The sequence below is a fragment of the Bradyrhizobium sp. CCBAU 051011 genome, assembly GCF_009930815.1.
In the GTDB taxonomy this organism is placed as follows: Bacteria; Pseudomonadota; Alphaproteobacteria; order Rhizobiales; family Xanthobacteraceae; genus Bradyrhizobium.
On record NZ_CP022222.1, the window covers coordinates 2,398,428 to 2,423,708 of the forward strand.

Here is a 25,281-nt window from a genome sequence, read left to right on the forward strand (position 1 = left end):
TGTAACTCCTCTTTCGACTAGCCGAAGGTGAGTTCTGCCGGTGCGATCTCACTCCTGCTTTAGGTAAGCCGCGACCGCTTTGTCCAGTCTGGCCGCAAGTAAGGCGCGGGTATGATCGCGCAGGGTCGAACTGGCGACCGCGTCCGCCGGTGATGCCGGGAAGTCTTCTGCCTCGAGCTTGGTGAGCGGGTCTTGTCCCATGCGTCCAAAGCTCCCCGCAAGGATGGCGCCCAGATCTGCAGACGGTCTTTTGGCGATGGCGAAACTCTGACCGTCAAATACCCTCACAACAAAATTGGCGAACAGGGACGTGTTGCTGAAGGGCCCCGAGCCGTGGTGAAGCACGCCAATGCCCGGGAGCGTCTGATTGGTGCCCTGCAATTGGGCTGCGTAGGTCGTGAAAACGAAATAGCGCGCGCAATTCGAACTTGCCGTGATCTGCCTGACGACGGCCGTCAGCTCTTCGTCATCGTTGCGAAACAGTCTTGTCGGAGGATGGTAATAGGGCTCGAACGCGCCCTTGGGAGAGGCGATCTTCCGCACGTTGATGCCGGGAGCGGCCGCGCGAACGCGAGCAACCACGAGATCGTCAAGGCCCCACGCGTCGATGGGTACCTCGGTCAGCTCGTTCCCGAACACCGTAAGGCCGACTTTTTGAACCGCAAACTTGCCGCCAATCGCCGAGATGATACCGATCTGGCACGGGCCGCTCTCTGGCGCGGGCTGCCTAGCAGCGGCTTTGCCCTTTGGCGTAGGCTTCTTGGCAGCAGGCGCATCGGTTTGCGTGGTCGCTCTCTGCGGAGACTGGGTTTGTGCTGATGCTGAAATGATCAAGCATGCAAGGAAAGTCGCGGCTGTGAATACTCGAAGCATAGGAACTCGGCAAAGTGCGGGGCGCATCAGGGTCTTTACGAAACTAGAGCGTGCGCAAGCGATGCGCAAGGCGAGGATGCTTGGTGCCTCGGATCAGTCGCTCTTTTTCCATCGATAATACTTCATCATAAAGCCGATCTTCGGTTCGAGCTCTTCCTTCTCGAACACGAAGCCTTCGCGCTCGTACCAGCGCCATGCTTTTTCATTCTCGCGCACGCAGCGTAGCCAGATTTCATTCGGCAGATGCTGTCGCGTGAAGGCAAGCAATTGGCGACCGAGACCATTGCCCTGATACTCCGGAGCGACAAATAGCTGGTCGAGATAGCAGTCGGGCACATCTATCGTGAGCATCGCGGCCAATTTTCTGTTGTCGTCGGCAACGTAGAGGCTCGAGCCGTTCTCCGCTCCCGCAGCGACACGCGTGCGCAACCTTGCGAGCAGGGAATCGCTGGCATCTTCCAGTCCGGTCGATACCCAACTGTTCATCCAGACCCGGGCGACTTCGTCATATTCGTTCGGTCGGACAGGGCGGATGATGGGTTGCGGCATGGCGATGCTTCCAGGCTTCTCTGGCAACGGTCGGATTCGAAGCGGCCCGTCCCCCCATGAACATGGGAGGACAGTGCCGCTGCGCACGGTGCACTTTCGGCCGTAACGGCCATGTCCGCAATGCCTCCATGCAAGGTATCCGCGCGGCCGCTTCTACGGCTTTCACGGAAGGAAAGCGGCGTTGCTGACGCGCTGGATTCGCTCGCATCTGCTGACAAGCGCGGCTGGCCTGATCATGGCGGGCATCGGTGGACCGGCCTTCGCGCAATCCGCGATCTGGCATGCGGCGCTTTCCAATTCGCATTGGTACGTCCCGGTCCCGCAGCTCCTGGCCTATGCCGCGCCGGCAACCGGCTTTTCCAACCCGATTGCGATCGGCGATCAAACCTTGTGGTCGCTTGGAGCGGCGACCAACGGCGCCTTCACAGGGTTCAGCAGCGCGCACCTCGCGATCGGGCCGGCGTCGCATACCGAGCATTCAACGATCCAGGGTTTTGTCACGACGTCTGGGCAGATCACCATGGTGTTCACGCCGATTGGCGGCGGCACGCCGACCCTAGGCCTCGGCCAGATGCGCCTGATCAACGGCGTGACGCAGATGGAAATGCAGATGATCACGGGCCAAAACCTGTTGATCACGCATTGGGCCTATATGACCCCTTACAACCCCGCAACTTTCACGCAGCCGGCCCCGCAACCAATCCTTGCGAATTCGGTGCCGGAATGGGCGTGGACTTCTGGCACACGCTGGCGCATCACGAGCCCTTCGATGTTCGGCACCATGACGCCGGGCCGCTTGGTGGTGAGCGACTTCCAGAACGGATATTTCTGGGGCAGCGGCGCGGCGCCCACCGGGAGTACTGCCGGTAATTTCACCCTGCTCAGCTCCATAACTCCCGAGGGTCGGGTGCTGTTCAACACGCTGTCGCGCGGCAATCTCACCAGTCTCTATGGCGCCGCCTCCGGCGACGCGTCGGGCGCGCAAATGCTCGTCAGCACCTACGATCTCTCCGGCAATCCGACCGGAGGATGGGCCACAATTTCCCTCGTGCAGCCTTATGCCGAGGTTTTGGCGGGACAGAACAACCGCGCAGGCCTGGGTGCGGCTGTTGTGCTCGACCGGATGGCGTCAACGCCACTTGGATTGACCGGCGCGATGACGCCGACATTTTCGATACTCGACAATCTCGATGCGCCGGCGCTGTCGACCGCGGTCAGCCAGACCTTGCCCGTTCTCGCCGGCGCGGCGTCGCAGGCGACCTACGCCACCAAGCGCGCGCTGCAGCAGATCGTTACCGGCCGCCTCGATGAAGTCTACGGCCTGCGCACTGGCGGAACGGCGGCAGACCGAAATGTCTGGCTCAAGCCGCTTGGCGGCATCGCCACTCAGGGCGGCAATGACGGTGCGCCGGGGTATCGCGCGAACGGCGGCGGCCTCGTCGCCGGCGTCGATACGCCGGTGTCGTCGCGCGCAGTGCTCGGTGGTCTGTTTTCCTATACGCATCAGAACATCGTGGGCAGCGATCCGACCGTGCCCAACCGGCTTGGACTGGATAGCTATCAGCTCGGGCTCTATGGCGCCTATGCTCTGAGGCCTGACACTGAAATCGATTTCCTGCTCGATGGCGGGATCAATCAGAACCGTGTCAACCGCTCGCTCTCGTTCGTGGGCAGCACGGCCGTCGCCGATTATCTCAGCTACACCGGCCATGCCGGGGTTGCGGTCAAGCAGCTCATTCCGGTCCACGAGGGATTTTCGATTCTGCCCTCGCTGCGGCTCGATTACGCTGAGGTGCGCGCGGATTCCTACAGCGAAAGCGGCGCGGGCGGACTGAACCTCAATGTCAGTTCGCAGCTTTATCGCGAGCTGATGCTGAGCGCGGGCGTGAAGGGCGCGTACCGGATCGCCGACCACACCTGGCTCACCGCCGACGGTGCGGCCGGTTACAATCTGCTCAACAACCGGCTGCAGATATCCGCGGCGTTTGCGGCCGGCGGCGACAGCTTCGTCACCACGGCGTTCAGCCAGTCGCCATGGCTCTATTCGGCGGGCATCGGCCTGGCCTCGCAGCGGACGGAGAATCTGGATATCAGCCTGCGCTACGGCGTGCAGACCAGCCCTTCCGGCTTTCTGAATCAGACGGGATCGTTCGCGCTCAGGATAAAACTTTAGCGCCCGTCGGCGCCGGAGCGCCGTCAGGCCCGCAATTTCCGTGATGGCGATTTCGCCTCGCGCTGTTCGCGCAAGGCGTCAGCGGCGAGACAAACCACTTCCGAGATCTGCTGAAGTTGCCCGGCGAGCGGGCTTGTCTTGCGCCAGACCATGCCGATGGTTCGTGACGGCTGCGGATTCCTGAAGCGGGCGACGGAGACTGACGCCGAGCGGGTCTCCACGCCCACTGCCATTTCCGGAATCAGGGTGACGCCGATGCCGGCGCCGACCATTTGCACGAGCGTCGATAGCGAGCTTGCATCCAGCACTTCACGCGGCGGCGAGGATTGCATGTTGCAGAACGACAGCGCCTGGTCGCGGAAGCAGTGTCCCTCTTCGAGCAGCAAGAGCCGCATTTCGCGCAGCGTCTCGTGGCTCGGCACCGGCGTTCCCTCGTCCTCGCCCGGTCGCACCAAAAGGAAATTCTCAGAAAAACAGATGACTTCGGTCAGCGACGGTTCGGATACCGGCAAGGCGACGATCGCCGTGTCGAGCCGTCCCTCGACGACCTCCTTGATCAGTTTCGGGGTCAGCGTCTCGCGGACGTGAATGTCGAGTTCGGGGTGCATGCGCGCCAGATTTTCGATCACCTTGGGCAGCAGGTAGGGCGCGATCGTCGGGATCATGCCGATGCGCAACCGCCCCGCCAGCCGGTCGCGCGAGGCGCGCGCGAAGTCACCGAGTTCGTCGACGGAACGCAGGATATCGCGGACGCGCTGGACGATTTCCTCCCCGAATTTCGTCAGCGTGACCTGCCGGGCGCTGCGCTCCAGCAACACGCCGCCGAGCACTTCTTCCATTTCCTTGATCTGCATCGACAGCGCCGGCTGCGAGATCGAGCATGCCTCTGCTGCGCGCCCGAAATGGCCGTGACGGGCCAGCGCATCGAAATAGCGAAGCTGTCTGAGCGTCATCTGCATCATCAGAATATCTTATCAGACCGATCATTAAAATCAACTTCACCTGATGGAAGACGCTGCTTAGAGTGCCTCCAATCCGAACAGGAAGCGGACCCTCAGGAGAAAATCATGGACGACAAAACCAAATGCCCGTTCTCGGGCGGCAATCGCGCGCGCACGAACCGCGACTGGTGGCCGGATGCGCTCGACGTTTCGGTCCTGCACCGCAATTCCACTCTCTCCGATCCGATGGGTGAGGCGTTCGACTACGCCAAGGAGTTCAAGACGCTCGACCTCAACGCCGTGATCAAGGACCTGCACGCGTTGATGACGGACTCGCAGGAATGGTGGCCGGCCGACTTCGGTCACTATGGCGGCCTGATGATCCGCATGGCCTGGCACAGCGCGGGCACCTACCGCATCACCGACGGCCGCGGCGGCGCCGGCGCCGGTCAGCAGCGGTTTGCGCCGCTGAATAGCTGGCCTGACAACGCCAACCTCGACAAGGCGCGCCGGCTGTTGTGGCCGATCAAGCAAAAATACGGCCAGAAGATTTCCTGGGCCGACCTGATGATTCTCGCCGGCAACGTCGCGCTGGAATCGATGGGCTTCAAGACCTTCGGCTTCGCCGGCGGCCGTGCCGACGTCTGGGAGCCCGAGGAGTTGTTCTGGGGCCCTGAGGGCACCTGGCTCGGCGACGAACGCTACAGCGGCGAACGCCAGCTCGCAGAGCCGCTCGGCGCCGTGCAGATGGGTCTCATCTACGTCAATCCGGAAGGGCCCAACGGCAAGCCGGATCCGCTCGCGGCGGCCAAGGACATCCGCGAAACCTTCTTCCGCATGGCGATGAACGACGAAGAAACCGTCGCCTTGATCGCCGGCGGCCACTCCTTCGGCAAGACCCACGGCGCCGGCGATCCGTCGCTGGTGGGAGCGGACCCGGAAAGCGGTGCGCTGGAGGATCAGGGCCTTGGATGGAAGAGCAAGCACGGCACCGGCATCGGCGCCGACACCATCACCGGCGGCCCGGAAGTCACCTGGACGCAGACGCCGACGAAGTGGAGCAATCTGTTCTTCAAGAACCTGTTCGAAAACGAATGGGAGCTGACCAAGAGCCCGGCCGGCGCGCAGCAGTGGAAGGCGAAAGGCGCCGAAGCCTCGATCCCGGACGCCTACGACAAGTCGAAGAAGCATGTGCCGACCATGCTGACCACCGACCTGTCGCTGCGCTTCGACCCGGCCTACGAGAAGATCTCGCGGCGCTTCTACGAGCATCCGGAGCAGTTCGCCGACGCGTTCGCGCGGGCCTGGTTCAAGCTCACGCACCGCGACATGGGGCCGATCGCGCGTTACCTCGGCCCGCTGGTGCCGAAGGAAACCCTGATCTGGCAGGATCCGATCCCGGCGGTGGATCATGAGCTGATCGGCGAGCAGGACATCGCCGCGCTGAAGGCGAAGATTCTCTCCTCGGGCCTGTCGGTGTCCCAGCTTGTCTCGACCGCATGGGCATCAGCGTCGACCTTCCGCGGCTCCGACAAGCGCGGCGGCGCAAATGGGGCGCGTATTCGCCTCAGCCCGCAGAAGGACTGGGAGGTCAACCAGCCGGCCGAGCTCAAGACCGTGCTCTCGAAGCTCGAAGCGATCCAGAAGGAGTCCGGCAAGAAGGTTTCGCTTGCCGACCTGATCGTTCTCGGCGGCTGCGCGGCAGTCGAAAAAGCCGCCAAGGACGCTGGCCTGGACGTGAAGGTGCCCTTCACGCCGGGACGCGCCGATGCGTCGCAGGATCAGACCGATGTCGAGTCCTTCGCCCCGCTCGAGCCGCGGGCCGACGGCTTCCGCAACTATATCAACAGCAAGAAGCATCAGTTCATGGCGCCTGAAGAGGCGTTGGTGGACAAGGCGCAATTGCTGCGGCTGACGGGCCCCGAGATGACGGTTCTTGTCGGCGGCCTGCGCGTCCTCGGCGCCAATGCCGGCAACTTCAAGCACGGTGTGTTTACCAAGCGGCCCGAGACGCTGACTAACGACTTCTTCGTCAACCTGCTCGACATGAGCACGCAGTGGCAGCCCGCCGGCTCCGACGGCACGTATGAAGGCCGCGACCGCAAGACCAATGCAGTCAAGTGGACCGGCACCCGCGTCGACCTGATCTTCGGTTCGCACTCGCAGCTCCGCGCCTTCGCGGAAGTCTACGCTTGCGCGGATTCCAAGGAAAAGTTCGCCAGGGATTTCGTCGCGGCATGGACCAAGGTGATGAACCTCGACCGTTTCGACATCGCCTGATCCCGGCGCGACCGATCCGGAAAAACAAAAAGGGCGGCCGAGAGGCCGCCCTTTTCACATGAGCTGCTCAGAATGGGTTGCGCGTCACGCGCCGAGCGTGCCGGCCTTTGCCGCCGCATAACGTTCGGCGATCTTGGCCCAGTTCACCGTATTCCACCACGCCTTGAGATAATCGGCGCGGCGGTTCTGGTAGTTCAGGTAATAGGCGTGCTCCCAGACGTCGTTGCCCATCAGGGCGCGCTTGCCGTCCATCATCGGGTTGTCCTGGTTCGGGCGGGTCTCGATCGCGAGCTTGCCGTCCTTGTTGACGGTCACAAACACCCAGCCCGAGCCGAACTGGCGTCCACCGGCGGCGTTAAAATCGTTCTGGAATTTTTCCAGGCCGCCGAGATCGCGATCGATCGCCGCGAGTACTTCGCCTTCCGGCTTGCCGCCGTTCGGGCCCATGATTTCCCAGAACATGGTGTGGTTGGCATGACCGCCGAGATTGTTGCGGACGGTGAATTTGATGCTGTCGTCGAGCGCATTCAGGTTGCCGAGCACGTCCTCGATCTTCGCCGTGCCCAATTGCGGATTGGTCTTGGCGACGTTGTTCATATTGGTGACATAGGCCGCGTGATGGCGGTCGTGATGGATTTCCATCGTCTTGGCGTCGATGTGGGGCTCGAATGCATTGGTCGGATAGCTCAGCGGCGGCAGCGTGAAGGGGCCGGTTGGGGCCGCGGCCGGAGCAGGAGCAGCCGCCTGCGCAAAGACAAGACGTGGGGCTGCAGCAATGGCCGCGATACCGGTTGCCGCAAACATCAAATGGCGCCGGGACATGGATGACATCGACTTCTCCTTACCTGTAGGTGAACTGGCTAAATATCTGTGGTCGAACGCCGAAGGCCGCTGCGCGCGGCAAGATACGGGCGGCGTGCGGGATCGGGTTTGGTTTTCTACCCTCGTGAGCCTGCGACGTAATCGCACAGGTGCTGCGGTCCCGGCAATGTAACTCGGGCGGGCAACAAAAAAGGGTGGCCGTACGGCCACCCTTTTGTTCACATTTTTGCGATGCCTTACTCGCCGGCCGCTTCGCGCGGTGCCGGGGCTTCCGCCTTCTGCTTGGCCTCAAGGTCCTCGCCAGTGGTCTGATCCACCACCTTCATCGACAGCCGGGTCTTGCCGCGGTCGTCGAAGCCGAGCAGCTTGACCTTGACCTTGTCGCCTTCCTTGACGACGTCGGAGGTCTTCTGCACGCGGCTGGCTGCAAGTTGGCTGATGTGGACGAGACCGTCCTTGGCGCCGAAGAAGTTCACGAACGCGCCGAACTCCATCACCTTGACCACGGTGCCGTCGTAGATCTGGCCGATCTCCGGGTCGGAGGCGATCGATTTGATCCACTTGATCGCGGCCTTCATCGCCTCGCCGTCGTTGGAGGCGACCTTGACGGTGCCGTCGTCCTCGATGTTGACCTTGGCGCCGGTCTTCTCGACGATCTCGCGGATCACCTTGCCGCCGGTGCCGATCACTTCACGGATCTTGTCGGTCGCGATCTTGAAGGTCTCGATGCGCGGCGCGTATTCGCCGAGCTCGGCGCGGGCGTTGGTGAGCGCCTTGGCCATTTCGCCGAGGATGTGGATGCGTCCTTCCCTGGCCTGGCCGAGGGCGACCTTCATGATCTCCTCGGTGATGCCCTCGATCTTGATGTCCATCTGCAGCGAGGTGATGCCCTGGTCGGTGCCGGCCACCTTGAAGTCCATGTCGCCGAGATGGTCCTCGTCGCCGAGAATGTCGGACAGAACCGCAAAGCGCGAACCTTCGAGAATGAGTCCCATCGCGATGCCCGCGGTCGGCCGCTTCAACGGCACGCCCGCGTCCATCAGCGCCAGCGAGGCGCCGCACACCGAGGCCATCGACGATGAGCCGTTGGATTCGGTGATCTCGGAGACCACGCGCACCGTGTAGGGGAATTCGTGGTGCGGCGGCAGCACCGGATGGATCGCGCGCCAGGCGAGCTTGCCGTGGCCGACCTCGCGGCGCTTGGTGCCGCCGAGGCGTCCGGTTTCACCGACCGAGTAGGGCGGGAAGTTGTAGTGCAGCAGGAACGTCTCTTTGTACGTTCCCGACAGCGCGTCGATATACTGCTCGTCCTCGCCGGTGCCGAGCGTGGTCACGACCATCGCCTGTGTCTCACCGCGGGTGAACAGCGCCGAGCCGTGGGCGCGGGGCAGCACGCCGACTTCGGCGATGATGTTGCGTACCGTCTTGACGTCGCGGCCGTCGATGCGCTTGCCGGTGTCGAGGATGTTCCAGCGAACGATCTTGGCTTCGAGCTCCTTGAACACGCCGGCGATGCGCAGCTTGTCGTATTTCGGCTCCTGCCCTTCCGGGAAGTAGTGCGCGATCACCTTTTCCTTGGCCGCGCCGACCGCGGCGTAGCGGTCCTGCTTGATCGGTATGGCGTATGCGGCGCGCAGCTCCTGCTCGATCAGGCCGAGCATTTCCTTCTCGATCGCGCTGTTGTCGATGGTGGTGACCTCGCGCGGATCCTTGGCGGCCTTCTCGGCCAGCTCGATGATCGCCTTGATCACCGGCTGGAAGTGGCGATGGCCGAACATGACTGCGCCGAGCATGATCTCTTCCGAAAGCTCCTTGGCTTCGGATTCGACCATCAGCACCGCGTCGGTCGTGCCGGCGACGACGAGCTCGAGCTGCGTGTCGGTCATCTCGTCGAGCGTCGGGTTGAGGATGTATTCGTCGTTGCTGAAGGCGACGCGCGCCGCGCCGATCGGTCCTTTGAACGGGGCGCCCGACAGCGTCAGCGCCGCGGAAGCGGCGACCATCGACAGCACGTCGGGATCGTTCTCCATGTCGTGCGAGAGCACGGTGACGATGACCTGGGTCTCATTGCGCCAGCCGTCGGCAAACAAGGGCCGGATCGGGCGGTCGATCAGGCGGGAGACCAGCGTCTCCTTTTCGGTCGGGCGTCCCTCGCGCTTGAAATAGCCGCCGGGAATGCGGCCCGCGGCATAGGTCTTTTCCTGGTAGTCGACGGTCAGCGGCAGGAAGTCGACGCCTTCGCGCGGCGCTTTGGCGGCGACGACGGTGGCGAGCACAACGGTCTCGCCATAGGTGGCGACAACGGCGCCGTCGGCCTGACGGGCGATCTTGCCGGTTTCCAGCTTGAGGGGACGTCCACCCCAGTCGATCTCGACGGAATGCTTATTGAACATAGTGGTCTTCTTTCATGGGTTCACGAGAGCGCGGAGCCCAGAAACACAAAGACCATGCGCAAGATTGCGGGGCACTGATCGCAACATGAGATCAGCATCCGGCGATCCTGCCATGGTCTTTATCTCTCGGATGGCGTCCATCCTCTCGGCAGTCACGGGCACCTTGCCCTGCCCAGCGGCCGGATTGCTGCTGGACGTTTGTCGAGCACGATCCTCATCGGATGATGCTCCTTGCGCATGATTGTCTCCAACAATCGGAGTCCGTTTTCTTCGGGAAATCATGCGAAAACGCGCGCAAACTGCGCGCGCGTACTCTCAAATCAACGACGAATGTTATGCTTTTCGAGCAACGCCTTGTAACGCGCCTCGTCCTTCTTCTTGATGTAGTCGAGAAGGGAGCGGCGCGTCGACACGAGCTTCAGGAGGCCGCGGCGTGAGTGATTGTCCTTCACGTGGGTCTTGAAGTGGCCCGTGAGATTGTTGATGCGTTCCGACAGGATCGCAACCTGGACCTCGGGCGAGCCGGTGTCGCCGGCTTTGGTGGCACTCGTCTTGATGACTTCCGCTTTGCGTTCGGCGGTAATCGACATCGTCAAACTCTCTCATTGCTGCGACCGGGGCTGGCAGTCAGCCCGGTCAGGTTGAACACGCGCTTGGGGATGAGTTCGCCATTGCCAATTTCAGCAAGCGCCAGAAGACGGCCTGCCACCGTGACATAGACTGTGCCGCTACTATTGGGCGCATCCCGTCCGCGCAACAAAACGGCCTGGCCCCTGTGGAGCCTTGCCGCATCAGCCCGTGTGACGGCCAGTGCCGGGATGTCGTCCAGCGCGGTCTCAACGGGCAAAAGCGCGTCGGCGAGGCTTCCCTCGCCAGACGCGGCTCTATTGCATAAAGCCTCCAACTCTTCCAGCGGAATCATGTCCGTTTCGCGGAACGGGCCGACCAAGGTCCGCCGCAACGCGCAGATATGGCCGAAACAGCCCAGAATTCGGCCGATATCGCGGGCCAAAGCCCGGACATAGGTCCCCTTGCCGCACTCGGCCTCGAACACGGATTGGCCGTTATCTCCATGTTCTACAAGGGTTAATTCGTGAATCTCGATCGGCCGGGGCTTCAATTCGACGGTTTCGCCGTCCCGCGCCAGATCGTAGGCCCGCTCGCCCTGGACCTTGATCGCCGAATACTGCGGCGGGATCTGCTCGATCAGGCCGGTGAACTGCGGCAGCAGGGCCCGGATCGCCTCCGCCGATGGCCGCAGCTCGCTGGTCCTGACAACCCGGCCCTCGGAATCGTCGGTGTCGCGCTCCTCGCCCCAGGCCACCGTGAAGCGGTAGCGCTTGCGGCCGTCCATCACGAAGGGAACGGTCTTGGTGGCCTCGCCGAGCGCGATCGGCAGGCCGCCGGAGGCCAGCGGATCGAGCGTGCCGGCATGGCCTGCGCGCTTGGCCTGGAACAGACGCTTGAGCACGGCAACCGCATGCGTCGAGGTCATGCCGATCGGCTTGTCGAGAACGACCCAGCCATGGACGTCGCGCTTGTCGCGCCGCGGCTGATTGTTCTGGCGCGGCTGCTTGTGGCGCGGATCATTATTGCTGCGGCGTTCGCCATCGTTGACGCGGTGTTCGTCGTCGCCGGCGCGACGTTCGTCGTCGCCAGCGCGACGTTCGTCGTCGCCAGCGCGACTTTTGTCGTCGCCACGCGACTCACCTGAAAAAATATTCTTTTCAGCGGCGTGCGAATCGGCCGTTTGCTGCGCGATCTCGCGGTTGGCGGTGGGCATCGTCATCACTTGTCGTCCGAATCGGGTGCGAGGTCTCTTTGCACCGCAGGTGTTCTCAGTAATTTCTCGATCCGTTCCGCTTCGTCGAATCGTTCGTCGGCGCGAAAGCGGAGTTCAGGGGAAAATTTTAAGTTAACGCGGTGAGCGATCTCGCCGCGCAGGAATTTCTTGTTGCGATCGAGCGCCGCGAGCACGATGTCGGTGTCTCGGCCGCCGAGCGGCATCACGTAAATCGTCGCCAGCTTCAGGTCAGGCGACATCCTCACCTCGGGAACGGTGATGATGTGGCCTTCGAGGTCGGGGTCGTGAACGTTACCCTGCGACAGAATATCGGCGACGGCATGGCGCACGGTCTCGCCAACGCGCAATTGTCGCTGCGAGCCGCCGGGAGCGGAACCCTTGTTGTGGTGGCGGGGCATTAGACTCTCTCATAGCCGTCAAGCCCGCGCGTCTCGCGGGCATCACGTCTTGCTTGTTAAATCAGGATCAGGACGTGGATGGCCGGAACAAGCCCGGCCATGGCGCCACATCTTCAGTCAATAAAATCCGAAGCTCTTCGTAAGATTTGGACTTACAGAGAGCGCTGGATCGTCTCCACGCGATAACACTCGATGACGTCGCCGACACGCATGTCGCCGTAATTCTCGAACGCCATGCCGCATTCCTGGCCGGATTGCACTTCCTTCACTTCATCCTTGAAGCGCTTCAGCGTCGAGAGCTTGCCTTCGTGCACGACGACGTTGTCGCGGATCAGGCGAACATTGGCGCCGCGTTCCACGGTGCCGTCGGTGACGCGGCAGCCGGCGACCTTGCCGACCTTGGAAATGTTGAACACTTCCAGGATCTGCGCATTGCCCAGCATGGTTTCGCGCAGCGTCGGCGCGAGCAGGCCGGACATCGCCTTTTTGATGTCGTCGACGAGATCGTAGATGATGTTGTAGTAGCGGATCTCGATGCCGTTGCGCTTGGCGGCCGCGGCCGCTTCCTTGTTGGCGCGCACCGAGAAGCCGATGATCGCGGCATTGAAGCCTTCCGCCAGCGTGACGTCGGATTCGGAGATGCCGCCGACGCCCGCATGCAGGATGCGCGCGGCAACTTCCTCGGTGCCGAGCTTTTCCAGCGATCCCAAAATCGCTTCGAGCGAGCCCTGCACGTCGGCCTTCACGATCAGCGGGAATTCCTTGCGGCCCGCGGTCTTGAGCTGCGACATCATCTGCTCGAGCGAGCCGCGCATGCCGGAAATCGACGCGGCGGCGTTCTCGCGCTTCTGGTGGGCGCGGTAGCTCGTGACCTGGCGGGCGCGGGCTTCGTTCTCGACGACAGCAAGGCGGTCGCCGGCTTCCGGCGGGCCGTTGAAACCGAGCACCTCGACCGGCACCGAAGGTCCGGCCTCGTCGATGTTCTCGCCCTGATCCGAGATCAGCGCGCGGACGCGGCCCATCTCGGCGCCGGCCACGATGATGTCGCCGACCCGCAACGTGCCGCGCTGGACCAGCACGGTCGCGACCGGACCGCGGCCGCGATCGAGCTTGGCTTCGATCACGGTGCCTTCGGCGGGCCGTTCCGAATTGGTCTTGAGGTCGAGCAGTTCGGCCTGCAGCGCGATCATCTCGAGCAGCTTGTCGAGATTGGTCTTGTTCTTGGCGGATACCTCGACGTCGACGACTTCACCGCCGAACGATTCGACCTGAACCTCGTGCTGCAGCAGTTCGGTGCGCACGCGCTCCGGCTTGGCATCGGGCTTGTCGATCTTGTTGATCGCCACGATCATCGGCACCTTCGCCGCCTTGGCGTGGTTGATCGCTTCCACCGTCTGCGGCATGACGCCGTCATCGGCCGCAACCACCAGGATCACGATATCGGTGACCTTGGCGCCGCGCGCGCGCATCGCGGTGAACGCGGCGTGGCCGGGGGTGTCGATGAAGGTGATCTTCTTGCCGCTTTCCGGCGAGGTCACCTGATAGGCGCCGATATGCTGGGTGATGCCGCCGGCTTCACCCGACACCACGTTGGCATGACGCAGCGCGTCGAGCAGCGAGGTCTTGCCGTGGTCGACATGGCCCATGACGGTGACGACCGGCGAGCGCGGCTCGGTGTCGGTGGAATCGTCGACGACGTCGAACAGGCCCTCTTCAACGTCGGACGCGGCGACGCGCTTGACGGTATGGCCCAGTTCCTCGGCGATCAGTTGCGCGGTGTCGGCATCGATCACGTCGGTGATCTTGTGCATCGCGCCCTGCTTCATCAGCAGGCGGATGACGTCGACCGCGCGCTCCGACATGCGGTTGGCGAGTTCCTGGATGGTGATCGCTTCCGGGATCGTGACCTCGCGGACCAGCTTTTCCTTCGGCTCGTTGGAGGCATGGCCCTTCAGACGCTGGGTACGGCGGCGGAACGAGGCGATCGAGCGCTCGCGCACATCGTCATTGAGCGCGGTGACCACGGTCAGGCGGCCGCGTTCCTTCTGCGGGCCGGGCTTGTGGGTGGTCTTGGGGGCCGCTACGGGGCGCATGGCGCCGCCGGGACCGCGCCGGACCTGACGCGGACCCTCGTCCTCATCGGAGCCGTCGGCGGCAACGCCCGGCGCGCGCGCCGCCGGCGTCGCGGCAGCCGGGCGGGCGCCAGCGGGACGCGCCGCGGCCGGACGGGCGGCCGGAGCAGGCGCAGCAGCAGCCGCGGGCTTGGCCTCGGCCTCGCCAAACCGCTTCTTGGCCTCGACTTCGGCCTTGCGCTTGGCTTCCTCTTCCTGGCGATGCCGTTCTTCCTCGGCCTTGCGGCGGGCTTCGGCGGCTTCGCGCTCGGCCTGCTCGATGCCTTCACGGCTGGCGCGGCGCTTGGCTTCTTCCTCGGCCAGCCGCCGTTCCTCGATTTCACGGACCTTGGCGTCGGCCAGCGCGCTGGCGCGGGCGGAACGCTCGTCTTCCGTCAGCGTCCGCAGCACAACGCCCGAACCCGAGCGCGGCGCAGCACCGGGCGCTGCCGCCGGGCGGCCGAGAGGGGGCTTTGCAGCAGGTGCCGCCTTGGCGACAACCGGCTCCGGCGCATGCGTTTCCGTGGCAGGCGCATCGCCGCCGACGCGGCGCTTGCCGCGCTTTTCGACCACGACCTGCTTGGTCCGGCCATGGCTGAAGCTCTGGCGCACGGTGCCCGTCTCGACCCGCGGCTTCAGCGTCAAGGTCTTGGTCGGAACACTCAGAGTCTTGTCGCCAGGCGTTTTGGTATCAACCATTCAGCAGTCCTAATCTCGTTACATTGTGCGCATTCGCACATTCATTGAAGCAAGGCTTCGGAACCAATCGTCGTCGTCAGAATTTCTGGCCGCCATCCCCGGTCTTGTCGTCGTCGTCCATCCGGTATCGAACCAGGATCTGGCAGCGCGACAGGAACGTTTTGCTCGCCGGGCCCGCGAGCAGCGCAGCATGTATCACATTTGACCGGCCCAGTGCCAAATCCAATTGTGCCGAGGTTAAAGCAGTCACAATCGGCAAATCCCGCGATTCGCCAATATTTCGGCCCCTTTGCCCGGCGATCGCGTCCAATTTGCGGATTCCGTCGGCTGCGCCGTCGGAAGCGTGGATCAGCGCGTCAGCCCTGCCCTGTTCGAGCAGGCCCTCGACCTTGGCAAAACCGGAAATGACCTGACCGGCCTTGGCCGCCATGGCCAGCGCCTCGATGCAGCTTCGTTCCAGCAGGGCCTCGGTATCGGCGGGAAGGGTGGCCGCGACCCGGACGTCGCGCTTGAACCCTCTGCTAAATTGGTGACGCCGGACCGCTTCCGCAACCGTTCGGCGCGAGGCCGATACCCAGAGGCCGCGGCCGGGCAGCTTGCGTTTCAGATCGGGAACGACGTCGCCGGAGGGGGCGACCACAAAGCGGATCAGCTCGTCGATGCAGCGCACCTCGCGGCTGACCGCGCACATCCGCATGGTCGCGGACTTGTCGGTCCGCGGCCCATGGTCGAGATCGGGGTCAGCCAAAGCGAGCATGCCTGTTGAACGGTTCCTGTCATCTGCGCACGGTCTGCGCGCAGAAAAGAGTTTCGGCTTTGCGGAACACCCGCATTACGCCGTCTGGTCTTCGGTAGCCTGGGTCGCCTCGGTCTGCTTGGCGAGTTCGGCCTCGGTGATCCAGCCGGCAATGACGCGCGCCTGCATGATCATGCGCTCGGCATCGTCGCGGGAGATCTCATTGGCGTCGAGAATGCCGGCATGCTTGGTCGGCTCGCTGCCTTCCTTGCGCTCGGTCCAGCCGACCAGATCGTCGGTCGCGCAACCCGCCAGATCCTCGACCGACTTGATGTCATTCTCGCCGAACTTCACCAGCATCTTCGAGGTAACGCCGGGCACCGTCTTCAAAGCATCATCCACACCAAGTTCCTTGCGCTTGTTTTCCAGCTCTGTCTCGAGCTGTTCCAGATATTCCTTCGCCCGGCTCTGCAGCTCGTTGGCGGTTTCCTCGTCGAAGCCTTCGATGCCGGCCAGTTCCTTGACATCGACCAGTGCGAGTTCCTCGACCGACGTGAAGCCTTCCGACGCCAGCAACTGGCCGACGACTTCGTCGACGTTCAGCGCTTCCATGAACACCCGCGTGGAGTTCTCGAAATCGGCCTGACGGCGTTCGGATTCTTCCTGCTCGGTGAGGATGTCGATGTCCCAGCCGGTCAGTTGCGAGGCGAGGCGCACGTTCTGGCCGCGCCGGCCGATTGCCAGCGAGAGCTGGTTATTGGTGTCGGGAACCACGACCTCGATCCGTTCGCGGTCCTCGTCGATCACGACCTTGGCGACTTCGGCGGGCGCCAGCGCATTGACGACGAAGGTTGCGATGTCGGGCGACCACGGAATGATGTCGATCTTCTCGCCCTGCAATTCGTTCACCACCGCCTGCACGCGCGAGCCGCGCATACCGACGCAGGCGCCGACCGGATCCACCGAGGAATCCCTGGAAATCACGCCGATTTTCGCGCGCGAGCCGGGGTCGCGGGCCACCGCCTTGATCTCGACGATGCCATCGTAGATTTCCGGCACTTCCTGCGCGAACAGCTTTGCCATGAATTGCGGATGGGTGCGGGAGAGGAAGATCTGCGGTCCGCGGGTTTCGCGGCGGACGTCGAAGATGTAGGCGCGGACGCGGTCGCCGTTGCGGAACACCTCGCGCGGCAGCATCTCGTCGCGGCGGATGATGGCTTCACCGCGGCCGAGATCGACGATCACGCTGCCATATTCGACGCGCTTGACGACGCCGTTGACGATGTCGCCGATGCGGTCCTTGAATTCCTGATATTGCCGGTCGCGCTCGGCCTCGCGCACCTTCTGCACGATCACCTGCTTGGCGGATTGCGCGGCGATGCGACCATATTCCAGCGGCGGCAGGGTGTCGGCGATGGTGTCGCCGACCTGGGCGCCCGGATTGGCGCGCTGCGCGTCCGCCAGCGAAATCTGGTTCGACGAGTTCTCGACCTGCTCGACGACCAGCATGTGGCGCGACAGTCGCAGCTCGCCCTTCTTGGCGTCGATCTCGGCGTGAACATCGGTCTCGCTGCCGTAACGGGCGCGGGCCGCCTTGGCGATGGCGTCTTCCATCGCAGCGATCACGATGCCGCGGTCGATCGACTTTTCGCGGGCGACCGCGTCGGCGATCTGCAGCAGCTCGAGTTTGTTGGCACTGACTGCCATGGCCTAGTCTCCTTCGGTAGGATCGGTCTCGCCCCTGCGCAGCCTTTCTGCGGCAAGGCGGTGTTTCTTGGTATTGGTCGGCTCCGGCTTCTTGCCGGACTTGTTTCCGGTTTTGGGCTTCGGCTTATTGCTCCTGGCCGGATCGCTTTTCTTGGCGTGCGGCGGAGGCGTAGGCGCCAGCCCGAGATTCTGTTTGAGTTCGCGCTCGGCCTGCTTGCCGCGCCGCATCGATTCCGCAATCAATTCGTCGGTCAAAACTAGCCGTGCGTCGGAGATGTCTTCCATCACCAGCAACACGTCGGCATCTTCGTCCGCGCGTGTGTCATCCCGATGTAGGCGCACGGCATCGCCTTCGACGCCGGCCAGCATACCACGGAAACGCTTGCGGCCCTGATGGGCGACTGCCATTTCGATCTTCACGAGATGTCCGCCGAAGCGTTCGAAATCGGAACGGCGCACCAGCGGGCGGTCGATGCCCGGCGAAGATATCTCCAGCCGGTAGGCGCGGTCGATCGGATCGGCGACGTCGAGCACCGGCGACAGCGCCCGCGAGATCGCCTCGCAATCCTCGATCTGCATCGTACCATCAGGCCGTTCGGCCATGATCTGGACGGTGCAGCCGGCCTCGCCTGAAATCCTGATCCGGACCAGCCGGTAGCCCATTCCCTGCAGCACCGGGGTCGCCACCGCCGACACCCGCGCCGCCACGCCCGGCTCGACGACGAGACGGGGCTCGGCCAAGAGGTCGGCATCCTCGGGAACAGCAGTTGGATCGGTCATGTCCAGGGTCAAAAGCGTCTTACTTGCATGGGTTTAGGCCGGGCCCTAACCGGAGGTCCGGCCGGTTCCCTGAGCCGCCCCTGAATGTCCATTCTGGGCAGGGCAGGTTCAGGTAATAAAAAAGAGCGGGTCCCGGGGGGCCCACTCTCAATACGCGATCGTATGAGATCCATAAGTTGCCGCGGATATAGCGGTTTTTCCGCAATCCGACAAGGCCCGCGATCTCGTTAAGTCCGATTTTGCCAAGCTTTGAAAGGCGGGCAATAATCTAACCCTTCATTCACGAACGCTGCCTAGATTTCCCGAAAAACCAGCCAATTAAGGCCGGTTTGGGCGGGTTTATGATAATTTCACCATCGCTGATCCCGGAACTCGACGACATCGTCAGTCGTGGCGACCCCAAGCGCCGCGCCGATGCGATGCGCCGTATCAGCGAGCTGTTCCTGCAGGGTGCCGCGAGCTTCCGCGCCGATCATGTCGATCTGTTTGATGGCGTCCTGACCAGTCTGGTCCCCCATGCCGAGATCGAGGCGCGCGCCGAACTGGCCGAGCGCCTGTCGACGCTGGCGAATGCACCGCGCGGCCTGGTCGGCCAGCTTGCCCATGAAGATGAAATTGCCGTCGCAGGTCCGTTGCTGCGCCACTCGCTGGTCATCGACGAAAAGATGCTGCTCGAAATTGCGTCCATGAAGGGCCAGGGTCATCTGCTGGCGATGGCGGAGCGGCCGACGCTTTCGGCCGATCTCACCGACGTCATGATCGCCCGCGGCGACCGCGCGGTGGTCAGGCGCGCCGCCGGCAATGCGGGCGCAGCGTTTTCGTCAGATGGCTACTCGACACTGATCAAGCGCGCCGGCCAGGATGGCGTGCTGACGATCAAGCTCGGTCAGCGCGACGACCTGTCACCTACCCAATTGAAGGAGCTGCTCTCCGGCTCCATCGACGTCATCCGCCGCCGCCTGTTCCAGGTCGTCAAGCCCGAGCGGCAGGCCGACATCAAGCAGGCGATGGTTGCCATCACCGCCCCGTCCGAACGCGAGGAGCGGCGCGACTTCCTGCCGGCACAGCGCACGGTGCTCAAGCTCCACCGCGAGGGCATGCTCGGCGAGGGCGCATTGCTCAACTTTGCCAGGGCGTTCAAATACGAAGAATCGATCGCCGCACTGTCGGCGATGACCGGCGTCAAGATCGAGACCCTCGATCGCCTGATCAGCGGCGAACGCTACGATCCGATCCTGATCGCCGGAAAATCCATCGACCTCGAATGGGCGACGGTGCGCGCGCTGATCATCCTTCGGCTCGGCCCGACGAAAACGCCGTCGCCGGCCGACACCGAAAACGCGCGAGTGAATTATGTGCGCCTGATGCCCACGACCGCCCAGCGCGTCGTCGAGTTCTGGAAGACGCGGTAATCCAGCGTCAGGTCTTTCCCCGTCATTGCGAGGAGCGCAAGCGACGAAGCAATCCATCTCTCAGCAAGCGGCGAGATGGATTGCTTCGCTGCGCTCGCAATGACGGAGTGCGATGAATGACCTCCCAAACGTCAAAGGAGCGCGTTATCCTCCGCCCTCAAAGACGCGGCACAGCGTCATTCCGGGGATCGCGACATGCTGACGGACGTTCAGGCGCAAGCCCATGCCGCTGTAGGCGCACGCCCGCTAGCTGACCCGTCGAAACTTTAAATACGCCGCGACCCGCCCCTCGCGCTCGGCTTTGCGGCCGTAGCGCGTCATGGTGTAGCCGTCCCACGGCTGTTGCCAGTCGGCGGCGCGCTCGGCGGTCCAGAGAAACTCGGGGCTGCGCATCAGATGCGCCAGCGTCCAGGCGCAGTAATCGTCGATGTCGCTGACGAAGCGAAACTCGCCGTCGTCTTTCAGGACGCGGGCCATTGCGTTGACTGTGGCATCCTGCACGAAGCGGCGCTTCCAGTGCCGCCGCTTCGGCCAGGGATCGGGATGGATCAGGTCGATCCGCGCCAGCGAGCGCGGTGGCGCCCAGGCCAGCAATTCCGCGGCATCGCCGGCATAGAGGCGGATGTTGTGCAGATTATGCGCCTCGATCTGTGTCAGGATTTTTGCCATGCCGTTGACATAGGGCTCGCAACCGATGAAGCCGATGTTCGGATAGGCCTGCGCTTCCGCGATCAGATGCTCGCCGCCGCCGAATCCGATTTCGAGCCTGACATCGGCGGTGCCGCCATTGAAGAGGTCGGCAAGCCGCTCCGGTGCCGGTGCTGCGATATCGAGTGCCAGGTGCGGCAGAAGATTATCGATCAGGTCGGCCTGATGGATGCGGAGCTTGTGGCCCTTGCGGCGGCCGAAGAACGAGCCGCGCCCGTGTGCCGACGCGCCGTCATTCGGCGGCGCGCCGCCGTCGCCGATATCGCGTGGTGCGGCCATCATCGCAGCGTCTGGTACAGCCGGTACAACAGCCGCGCCCTCGGCTCGATCGAGGAGATGTACATCTGCTCGTAATGGGTATGGGCACCCTGGCCGTCAACGCCGAGCCCATCGAGGGTTGCGGTATGCGGCGCGGTGAAATTGCCGTCGGAGCCGCCGCCTGTGGAGGTGTCGACCAAGTCGAAGCCGATCTCCGCCGCGATCGTTTTGGCATGCTCGTAAAGCGCCGCGCCGGCATTGCTCTTTTCGTAAGGCGGGCGATTCAACTCGCCGATCACCTTGACGGTGACGCCTTCGGTGCGCGATTTCAGATTGAGGATTTTTGCCACGAGCTCTTCGGAGTCGGCGAGCGTCGGCACGCGGGTGTCGACCTCGGCATAGGCTTCCTCCGCGACCACGTTCGGCTTGGTGCCGCCGCGGACGACGCCGACATTGACGGTGATGCCGCGCGCAAGGTCGTTCATCGCCTCCAGCGTTTGAATGACGTTGCCGAGTTCGCGGATGGCGCTGCGGCCGTCCTGCGGCCTTGTGCCGGCATGCGAGGGCACGCCCTTGATGAAGACCTCGAAGCGCCCGACGCCCTTGCGCCCGGTGACGATCTTGCCGCCGTCGCGCGCCGGTTCGGTGACCAGCACATATTTCGCCTTGCGCCCCTCGGCCTCGATCAGCGCGCGCGAGGTCGGGCTGCCGATCTCTTCATCCGAGACATAGAGCTGGGTGATGCCGAGCGACGGCCGGGCGCCATCAGCGCAAACCTGCCGGAACGCGTGATAGGCGAGGTAGGCGCCGCCCTTCATGTCGTAGATGCCCGGACCGAATGCGCTGTCGCCGGCGACGCGGAACGGCAGGCGCTCGATGAAGCCCAGCGGATGCACCGTATCGAGATGGCTCAGCACCAGGATTCCCGGCTCGTCCTGTCCCCATGAGGAGCGCGCCACCAGATGGTCGCCGCAGCCGGAGTGCCCGGCGATCCGCTCCACGGTGGCGGGCAGGCCGCGATAGCCGTCCGCGACGACGTCGGCCAGCTTGTTGACCTGCTCGGGTGCTTCGGTGGGGGTTTCGATTTCGACCCAGCGGCGAATGCCCTCGAGGATCGGCGTGGCGTCGAAAGGATTGGTTGTCGTCATGTCGTATCCGATACGGCGTCATTTCCCGATGCGCAATTGCCGATCGGGAATGAGGCATATTCCAGAATACGAAATTTTCAAACCGGACCCAGTCAAAGTTAGCGCGGGTCAGGTCCGTTGCGCGATGCGATCTGCTCGACCAGCTCGACAATGGAGCGCCGCATTTTGGAGTCGTCGATGCGCGTGAACGCGCGCGTCAGCGCGAGACCTTCTGATGTCGCGAGGAAATCGGACACATAGGCCGGGGAGGCGCCGTCGCCGAAACCCTCGCCGTTTGCCGAGCCGCTCGGTCCGCCGTCGAACAGAAACGACACTGGCACCTGCAGAATTTCAGAGATCTGCTGCAGGCGGCTGGCGCCGACCCTGTTGGTGCCTTTTTCGTATTTCTGAACCTGCTGGAAGGTGAGACCGAGCGCTTCGCCCAGTTTTTCCTGGCTCATTCCCAGCATGATGCGGCGCATCCGGACGCGGCTGCCGACATACTTGTCAACCGGATTGGGCGCTTTGGTAGACATCTGCATCGCTCCTGGGATCGCGCGCCGGGAATGAGGCAGTGCAAAGAGTCATGCCTCAGGCGCGCCGTTACCGTCATATCCTGCTCGGAGGATCGGGTAGAATTGCGGACGATCTGAGCAACGGAAGTGACTGGTTGTTGTTTTTGGCTTGCAACCGCAGAAAGCGAATTGCAGGCTGTCTGTCAACTGGTGGAACCGCACACGCAGCGTTTTTAGTAAACCAGTGACAAAACTGCGCTGCGGAAATCTCAGGCAGCGTGCTTCGCCGCGCGGCGTCTGATGACGAGCATCAGGGCAACGGCCACAATCACGGCCGCCGGGATATCTCCAAAGCGAGCATAAACCGTCGGCGACAGCGCCGATGGCAGGCTAGCGTCCAAAACACCTTCGATGCCGAGGCCGAGGCGTGCGACAATCCGCCCTGAAGGATCGATCACCGCCGAGATGCCGGTGTTGGCGGCACGCACCATCGGCAGGCCTTCTTCGATCGCACGCAGCCGCGCCTGCTGCAGGTGTTGGTAGGGGCCGGTTGAATTGCCGAACCAGCCGTCATTGGTCAGGTTGATGATCCAGCCTGGACGGTCGTCACGCGCCGCAACATTTCCGGGAAAAATCGCCTCGTAACAAATCAGCGGTAGCGCACGCGGCGCATTCGGTATCTCCATCGCCTGGCGCCGCGTGCCCGGAATGAAGCCGCCGTGTACCTTCGTCAGTTGCACGAAGCCGAGCTTTTCCATCCATTCCTGAAACGGCAGGTATTCGCCGAACGGCACCAGATGCAGCTTGTCGTAGACCGATAGCACGCCACCGTCATGGTCGATCACATATATCGAGTTGTAGGCGCGGGAGACGCGGGCGCCGGGCGGGCCATCAGGGGCGCGCACGGAGCCCGTGATCAGCACCGTCCCCTTGGGCAGGAGCTCGGCGATCTGTGCCATCGCATCGGCTTCGCGGGTCAGGAAAAAGGGGAAAGCCGATTCCGGCCAGATCAGGATCTGCGCATCCCGCACGCCGGTGGATTGCGGCCCCGAAGCGCGGTCGGACAGTGTCAGATACTTCTGCATCACCTCCGCCTTGGCGCCGTAGTTGAATTTGACGTCCTGCTGCAGGTTCGGCTGCATGATGCGCAGCTTGACCTTGGTCAGGGCCGTCGGCTGCAGCGACAGCCGTACGGTGCCGTAAATCCCCATTGCCGCCAGCAGCACGAGCGCCGCCACCGGCGCGATCCAGGGCTTGCGGCCGCGCGAGGTGCCATCGATCAGTACCGCCGGGCTGGCAAAGATCGCGACGCTGAGGAAGGTCATGCCCCACAGCCCGATCAGCGACGCCGTCTGCGCCAGCGCCAGCGGCTCCGAGAGCGCGTAGCCATAGGCATTCCACGGGAATCCCGACAGCATGTAGCCGCGCAGCCATTCGCTGACCGTGAGCGCGACCGCGAGCGCCAGCACGCGCGAGGCATCCCGTGTCCAGATCAGCCGTGCCAGCGCGAAGCCGAGCGTGGGAAACAGGGCCAGGTAAGCGGGCAGCCCGAGCACCGCAAACGGCATCAGCCAGGCAAATGTCTGCGCGTCGACCAGGAAGGCGTTGCCGGTCCAGTAGAGCCCGGGCACGAAATAGCCGAGCCCGAACCAGAAGCCTGATAGCGCCGCCGCCGGCACGCCGCGCCATTTTCCGGCCGCCGCCCCGTCGATCAGCCAGACCGCGACCGGAAAGGTGATAAACAGCACTGGCCAGGCATTGAACGGCGCCATCGACAACGCCGACATCGCGCCCGCGACAAGCGCGATCGCGGCGCGCTTCCAGCCCCAGGCGAGGATGATCGAGAGTCCCGCCACGCGGAATTTACTTGAGGGCATCACTGCGAGCCGGCTCCATCGCTGGAGCTCGGCGGCGTGTTGTCATTGGCTTGCGGTGTGCTGCTGTCGGGCGCGCTCTCGCGACGGCTGCGCTCCCGCGCGGTGCGCGGCGTCGGACGCTCTTTCCGAGCCCCGATCCGCAGTCGCTTGACCCGCCGCGGATCGGCATCGAGCACCTCGATCTCGAAATTGCCCGGGCCTGCGATCACCTCGCCGCGCACCGGCAGCCGGCCGACCTGCGCCACCAGATAGCCGCCGAGCGTCTCGACTTCCTCGCCGGCTTCGCCGGTGACGAATTCCTCGCCGATCATCTTGCGCGCATCCTCGAGGCTGGCGCGGGCGTCGGCGATGAAGGCGTTGTCGCCCTGCCGCACGATCGAGGGCGGCTCGTCGCTGTCGTGCTCGTCGTCGATTTCACCGACGATCTGTTCGACAATGTCCTCGATCGACACCAATCCGTCGGTGCCGCCATATTCGTCCACCACCAGCGCCAGATGAATGCGCGAGGCCTGCATCTGCGCGAGCAGGTCAATCGCCCGCATCGACGGCGGCACATACAGGAGCTTGCGGATGATGTTGGCTTCCGCCAGCGGCATCGCGAGGTTGACCGCGCGGAGGTCAAGGCCCGCGGGGAGCGGCTTCTTGCGCTTAGGCTTGTCGGTCTCGCCGACGCGCGCCTTCGCGGTCATGAACGCCAGGAGGTCGCGGATGTGCACGATGCCTTCGGGGTCGTCGAGGGTTTCGTTGTAGACCACGAGGCGCGAATGCGCCGCGCTTTCGAACAGGCTCATCAGCTCGCCGAGCGGAATGTCGCGCTTGACCGCGACGATGTCGGCGCGATGCACCATCACGTCGGCGATCCGCCGCTCGTTGAGGCCGAGGATGTTGCGCAGCATGGTGCGCTCGATGGCGGAAAAGCCGACATCGTCCGGCGTCGAGGCATCGAGCACGACCTGAAGATCGGCGCGCACCGATCCAGCCTTCCAGCCGAACAGCGTCCGGATCGCCCGCATCAGCCAGTTATCGGCGGCGGGGCGCAGTACCTCGCCTTCCTGCACCACCACCGGCAGGTTGCGCGTATCGCGCGGGTTGTCCTGTATCGGGTCAGAGTCCGGCAT

20 protein-coding genes and 1 pseudogene are annotated in these 25,281 nt (G+C 63.6%); 4 read left to right on the forward strand and 17 right to left on the reverse strand.

What is annotated here, in order from left to right; translation table 11 throughout:
• Nucleotides 1–48: 48 nt before the first annotated feature.
• Both ACH79_RS11405 and ACH79_RS11410 read right to left on the reverse strand, forming a co-directional pair.
• Nucleotides 49–900, reverse strand: coding sequence for a hypothetical protein (locus tag ACH79_RS11405; protein ID WP_161851107.1), 852 nt, complete (start codon nt 898–900; stop codon nt 49–51).
• Nucleotides 901–966: 66 nt separating this feature from the next.
• On the reverse strand, nt 967–1,422 hold the full coding sequence (locus tag ACH79_RS11410; RefSeq protein WP_161856318.1) for a GNAT family N-acetyltransferase: 456 nt from the start codon (nt 1,420–1,422) through the stop codon (nt 967–969).
• A 181-nt stretch (nt 1,423–1,603) separates the two neighbouring features.
• On the opposite strand from ACH79_RS11410, the gene ACH79_RS11415 reads away from it, so the two are divergent.
• Nucleotides 1,604–3,595 (forward strand): autotransporter outer membrane beta-barrel domain-containing protein, encoded by a 1,992-nt coding sequence (locus ACH79_RS11415; RefSeq protein ID WP_246738499.1) that lies wholly within the window; start codon nt 1,604–1,606, stop codon nt 3,593–3,595.
• A gap of 23 nt (nt 3,596–3,618) precedes the next feature.
• Here ACH79_RS11415 and ACH79_RS11420 read toward each other — a convergent pair whose 3' ends face one another.
• Nucleotides 3,619–4,557 carry a LysR substrate-binding domain-containing protein gene (locus ACH79_RS11420; protein ID WP_161851108.1) on the reverse strand — a complete coding sequence of 313 codons (939 nt, stop codon included), beginning with the start codon at nt 4,555–4,557 and terminating at the stop codon, nt 3,619–3,621.
• 105 nt (nt 4,558–4,662) lie between these two features.
• On the opposite strand from ACH79_RS11420, the gene katG reads away from it, so the two are divergent.
• Entirely contained in the window at nt 4,663–6,816 is a 2,154-nt protein-coding gene (gene katG / locus ACH79_RS11425; protein ID WP_161851109.1) for a catalase/peroxidase HPI, read from the forward strand.
• 84 nt (nt 6,817–6,900) lie between these two features.
• Here the strand turns inward: katG and ACH79_RS11430 are convergent, their stop codons facing one another.
• From ACH79_RS11430 to truB, 4 genes and pseudogenes are all read right to left on the reverse strand, one after another.
• Nucleotides 6,901–7,647: a superoxide dismutase gene (locus ACH79_RS11430; protein WP_161851110.1), complete on the reverse strand. Its 747-nt coding sequence runs from the start codon at nt 7,645–7,647 to the stop codon at nt 6,901–6,903.
• 227 nt (nt 7,648–7,874) lie between these two features.
• Entirely contained in the window at nt 7,875–10,031 is a 2,157-nt protein-coding gene (gene pnp, locus ACH79_RS11435; RefSeq protein WP_161851111.1) for a polyribonucleotide nucleotidyltransferase, read from the reverse strand.
• A 320-nt stretch (nt 10,032–10,351) separates the two neighbouring features.
• Entirely contained in the window at nt 10,352–10,621 is a 270-nt protein-coding gene (gene rpsO, locus ACH79_RS11440) for a 30S ribosomal protein S15 (RefSeq protein ID WP_057854808.1), read from the reverse strand.
• 2 nt (nt 10,622–10,623) lie between these two features.
• Nucleotides 10,624–11,640, reverse strand: a pseudogene (gene truB / locus ACH79_RS11445) (tRNA pseudouridine(55) synthase TruB); the annotation flags it as partial.
• Between truB and ACH79_RS45060 the strand changes: the two are divergent.
• Nucleotides 11,557–11,745 (forward strand): hypothetical protein, encoded by a 189-nt coding sequence (locus ACH79_RS45060; RefSeq protein ID WP_371419498.1) that lies wholly within the window; start codon nt 11,557–11,559, stop codon nt 11,743–11,745. The pseudogene truB and the gene ACH79_RS45060 overlap by 84 nt on opposite strands.
• Before the next feature lie 74 nt (nt 11,746–11,819).
• Here ACH79_RS45060 and rbfA read toward each other — a convergent pair whose 3' ends face one another.
• The 5 genes from rbfA to rimP form a co-directional block, all read right to left on the reverse strand.
• On the reverse strand, nt 11,820–12,233 hold the full coding sequence (rbfA, locus tag ACH79_RS11450) for a 30S ribosome-binding factor RbfA (protein ID WP_161851112.1): 414 nt from the start codon (nt 12,231–12,233) through the stop codon (nt 11,820–11,822).
• 152 nt (nt 12,234–12,385) lie between these two features.
• The gene (gene infB / locus ACH79_RS11455; protein ID WP_161851113.1) at nt 12,386–15,043 is read right to left on the reverse strand and encodes a translation initiation factor IF-2; all 2,658 of its coding nucleotides are present in this window, start codon (nt 15,041–15,043) and stop codon (nt 12,386–12,388) included.
• 76 nt (nt 15,044–15,119) lie between these two features.
• Nucleotides 15,120–15,800: an RNA-binding protein gene (locus ACH79_RS11460; protein WP_161851114.1), complete on the reverse strand. Its 681-nt coding sequence runs from the start codon at nt 15,798–15,800 to the stop codon at nt 15,120–15,122.
• A 75-nt stretch (nt 15,801–15,875) separates the two neighbouring features.
• Complete coding sequence (gene nusA, locus ACH79_RS11465) at nt 15,876–17,486, reverse strand: transcription termination factor NusA (protein ID WP_161851115.1); 1,611 nt, start codon at nt 17,484–17,486, stop codon at nt 15,876–15,878.
• A 3-nt stretch (nt 17,487–17,489) separates the two neighbouring features.
• The gene (rimP, locus tag ACH79_RS11470) at nt 17,490–18,266 is read right to left on the reverse strand and encodes a ribosome maturation factor RimP (RefSeq protein ID WP_161851116.1); all 777 of its coding nucleotides are present in this window, start codon (nt 18,264–18,266) and stop codon (nt 17,490–17,492) included.
• 341 nt (nt 18,267–18,607) lie between these two features.
• Here rimP and ACH79_RS11475 point away from each other — a divergent pair, with 341 nt between their 5' ends.
• Entirely contained in the window at nt 18,608–19,678 is a 1,071-nt protein-coding gene (locus tag ACH79_RS11475) for a DUF2336 domain-containing protein (protein ID WP_161851117.1), read from the forward strand.
• A 246-nt stretch (nt 19,679–19,924) separates the two neighbouring features.
• Here ACH79_RS11475 and trmB read toward each other — a convergent pair whose 3' ends face one another.
• The 5 genes from trmB to ACH79_RS11500 form a co-directional block, all read right to left on the reverse strand.
• Entirely contained in the window at nt 19,925–20,665 is a 741-nt protein-coding gene (gene trmB / locus ACH79_RS11480) for a tRNA (guanosine(46)-N7)-methyltransferase TrmB (protein WP_371419383.1), read from the reverse strand.
• Nucleotides 20,665–21,792, reverse strand: a complete 1,128-nt coding sequence (locus ACH79_RS11485; protein ID WP_161851119.1) for a M20 family metallopeptidase — start codon at nt 21,790–21,792, stop codon at nt 20,665–20,667. Before ACH79_RS11485 ends, trmB begins: the two co-directional genes overlap by 1 nt.
• A 98-nt stretch (nt 21,793–21,890) precedes the next feature.
• Nucleotides 21,891–22,307, reverse strand: coding sequence for a helix-turn-helix domain-containing protein (locus tag ACH79_RS11490; protein ID WP_161851120.1), 417 nt, complete (start codon nt 22,305–22,307; stop codon nt 21,891–21,893).
• Between the two features lie 248 nt (nt 22,308–22,555).
• Complete coding sequence (lnt, locus tag ACH79_RS11495; RefSeq protein WP_202639219.1) at nt 22,556–24,163, reverse strand: apolipoprotein N-acyltransferase; 1,608 nt, start codon at nt 24,161–24,163, stop codon at nt 22,556–22,558.
• Nucleotides 24,163–25,281: a hemolysin family protein gene (locus ACH79_RS11500; RefSeq protein WP_161851122.1), complete on the reverse strand. Its 1,119-nt coding sequence runs from the start codon at nt 25,279–25,281 to the stop codon at nt 24,163–24,165. Before ACH79_RS11500 ends, lnt begins: the two co-directional genes overlap by 1 nt.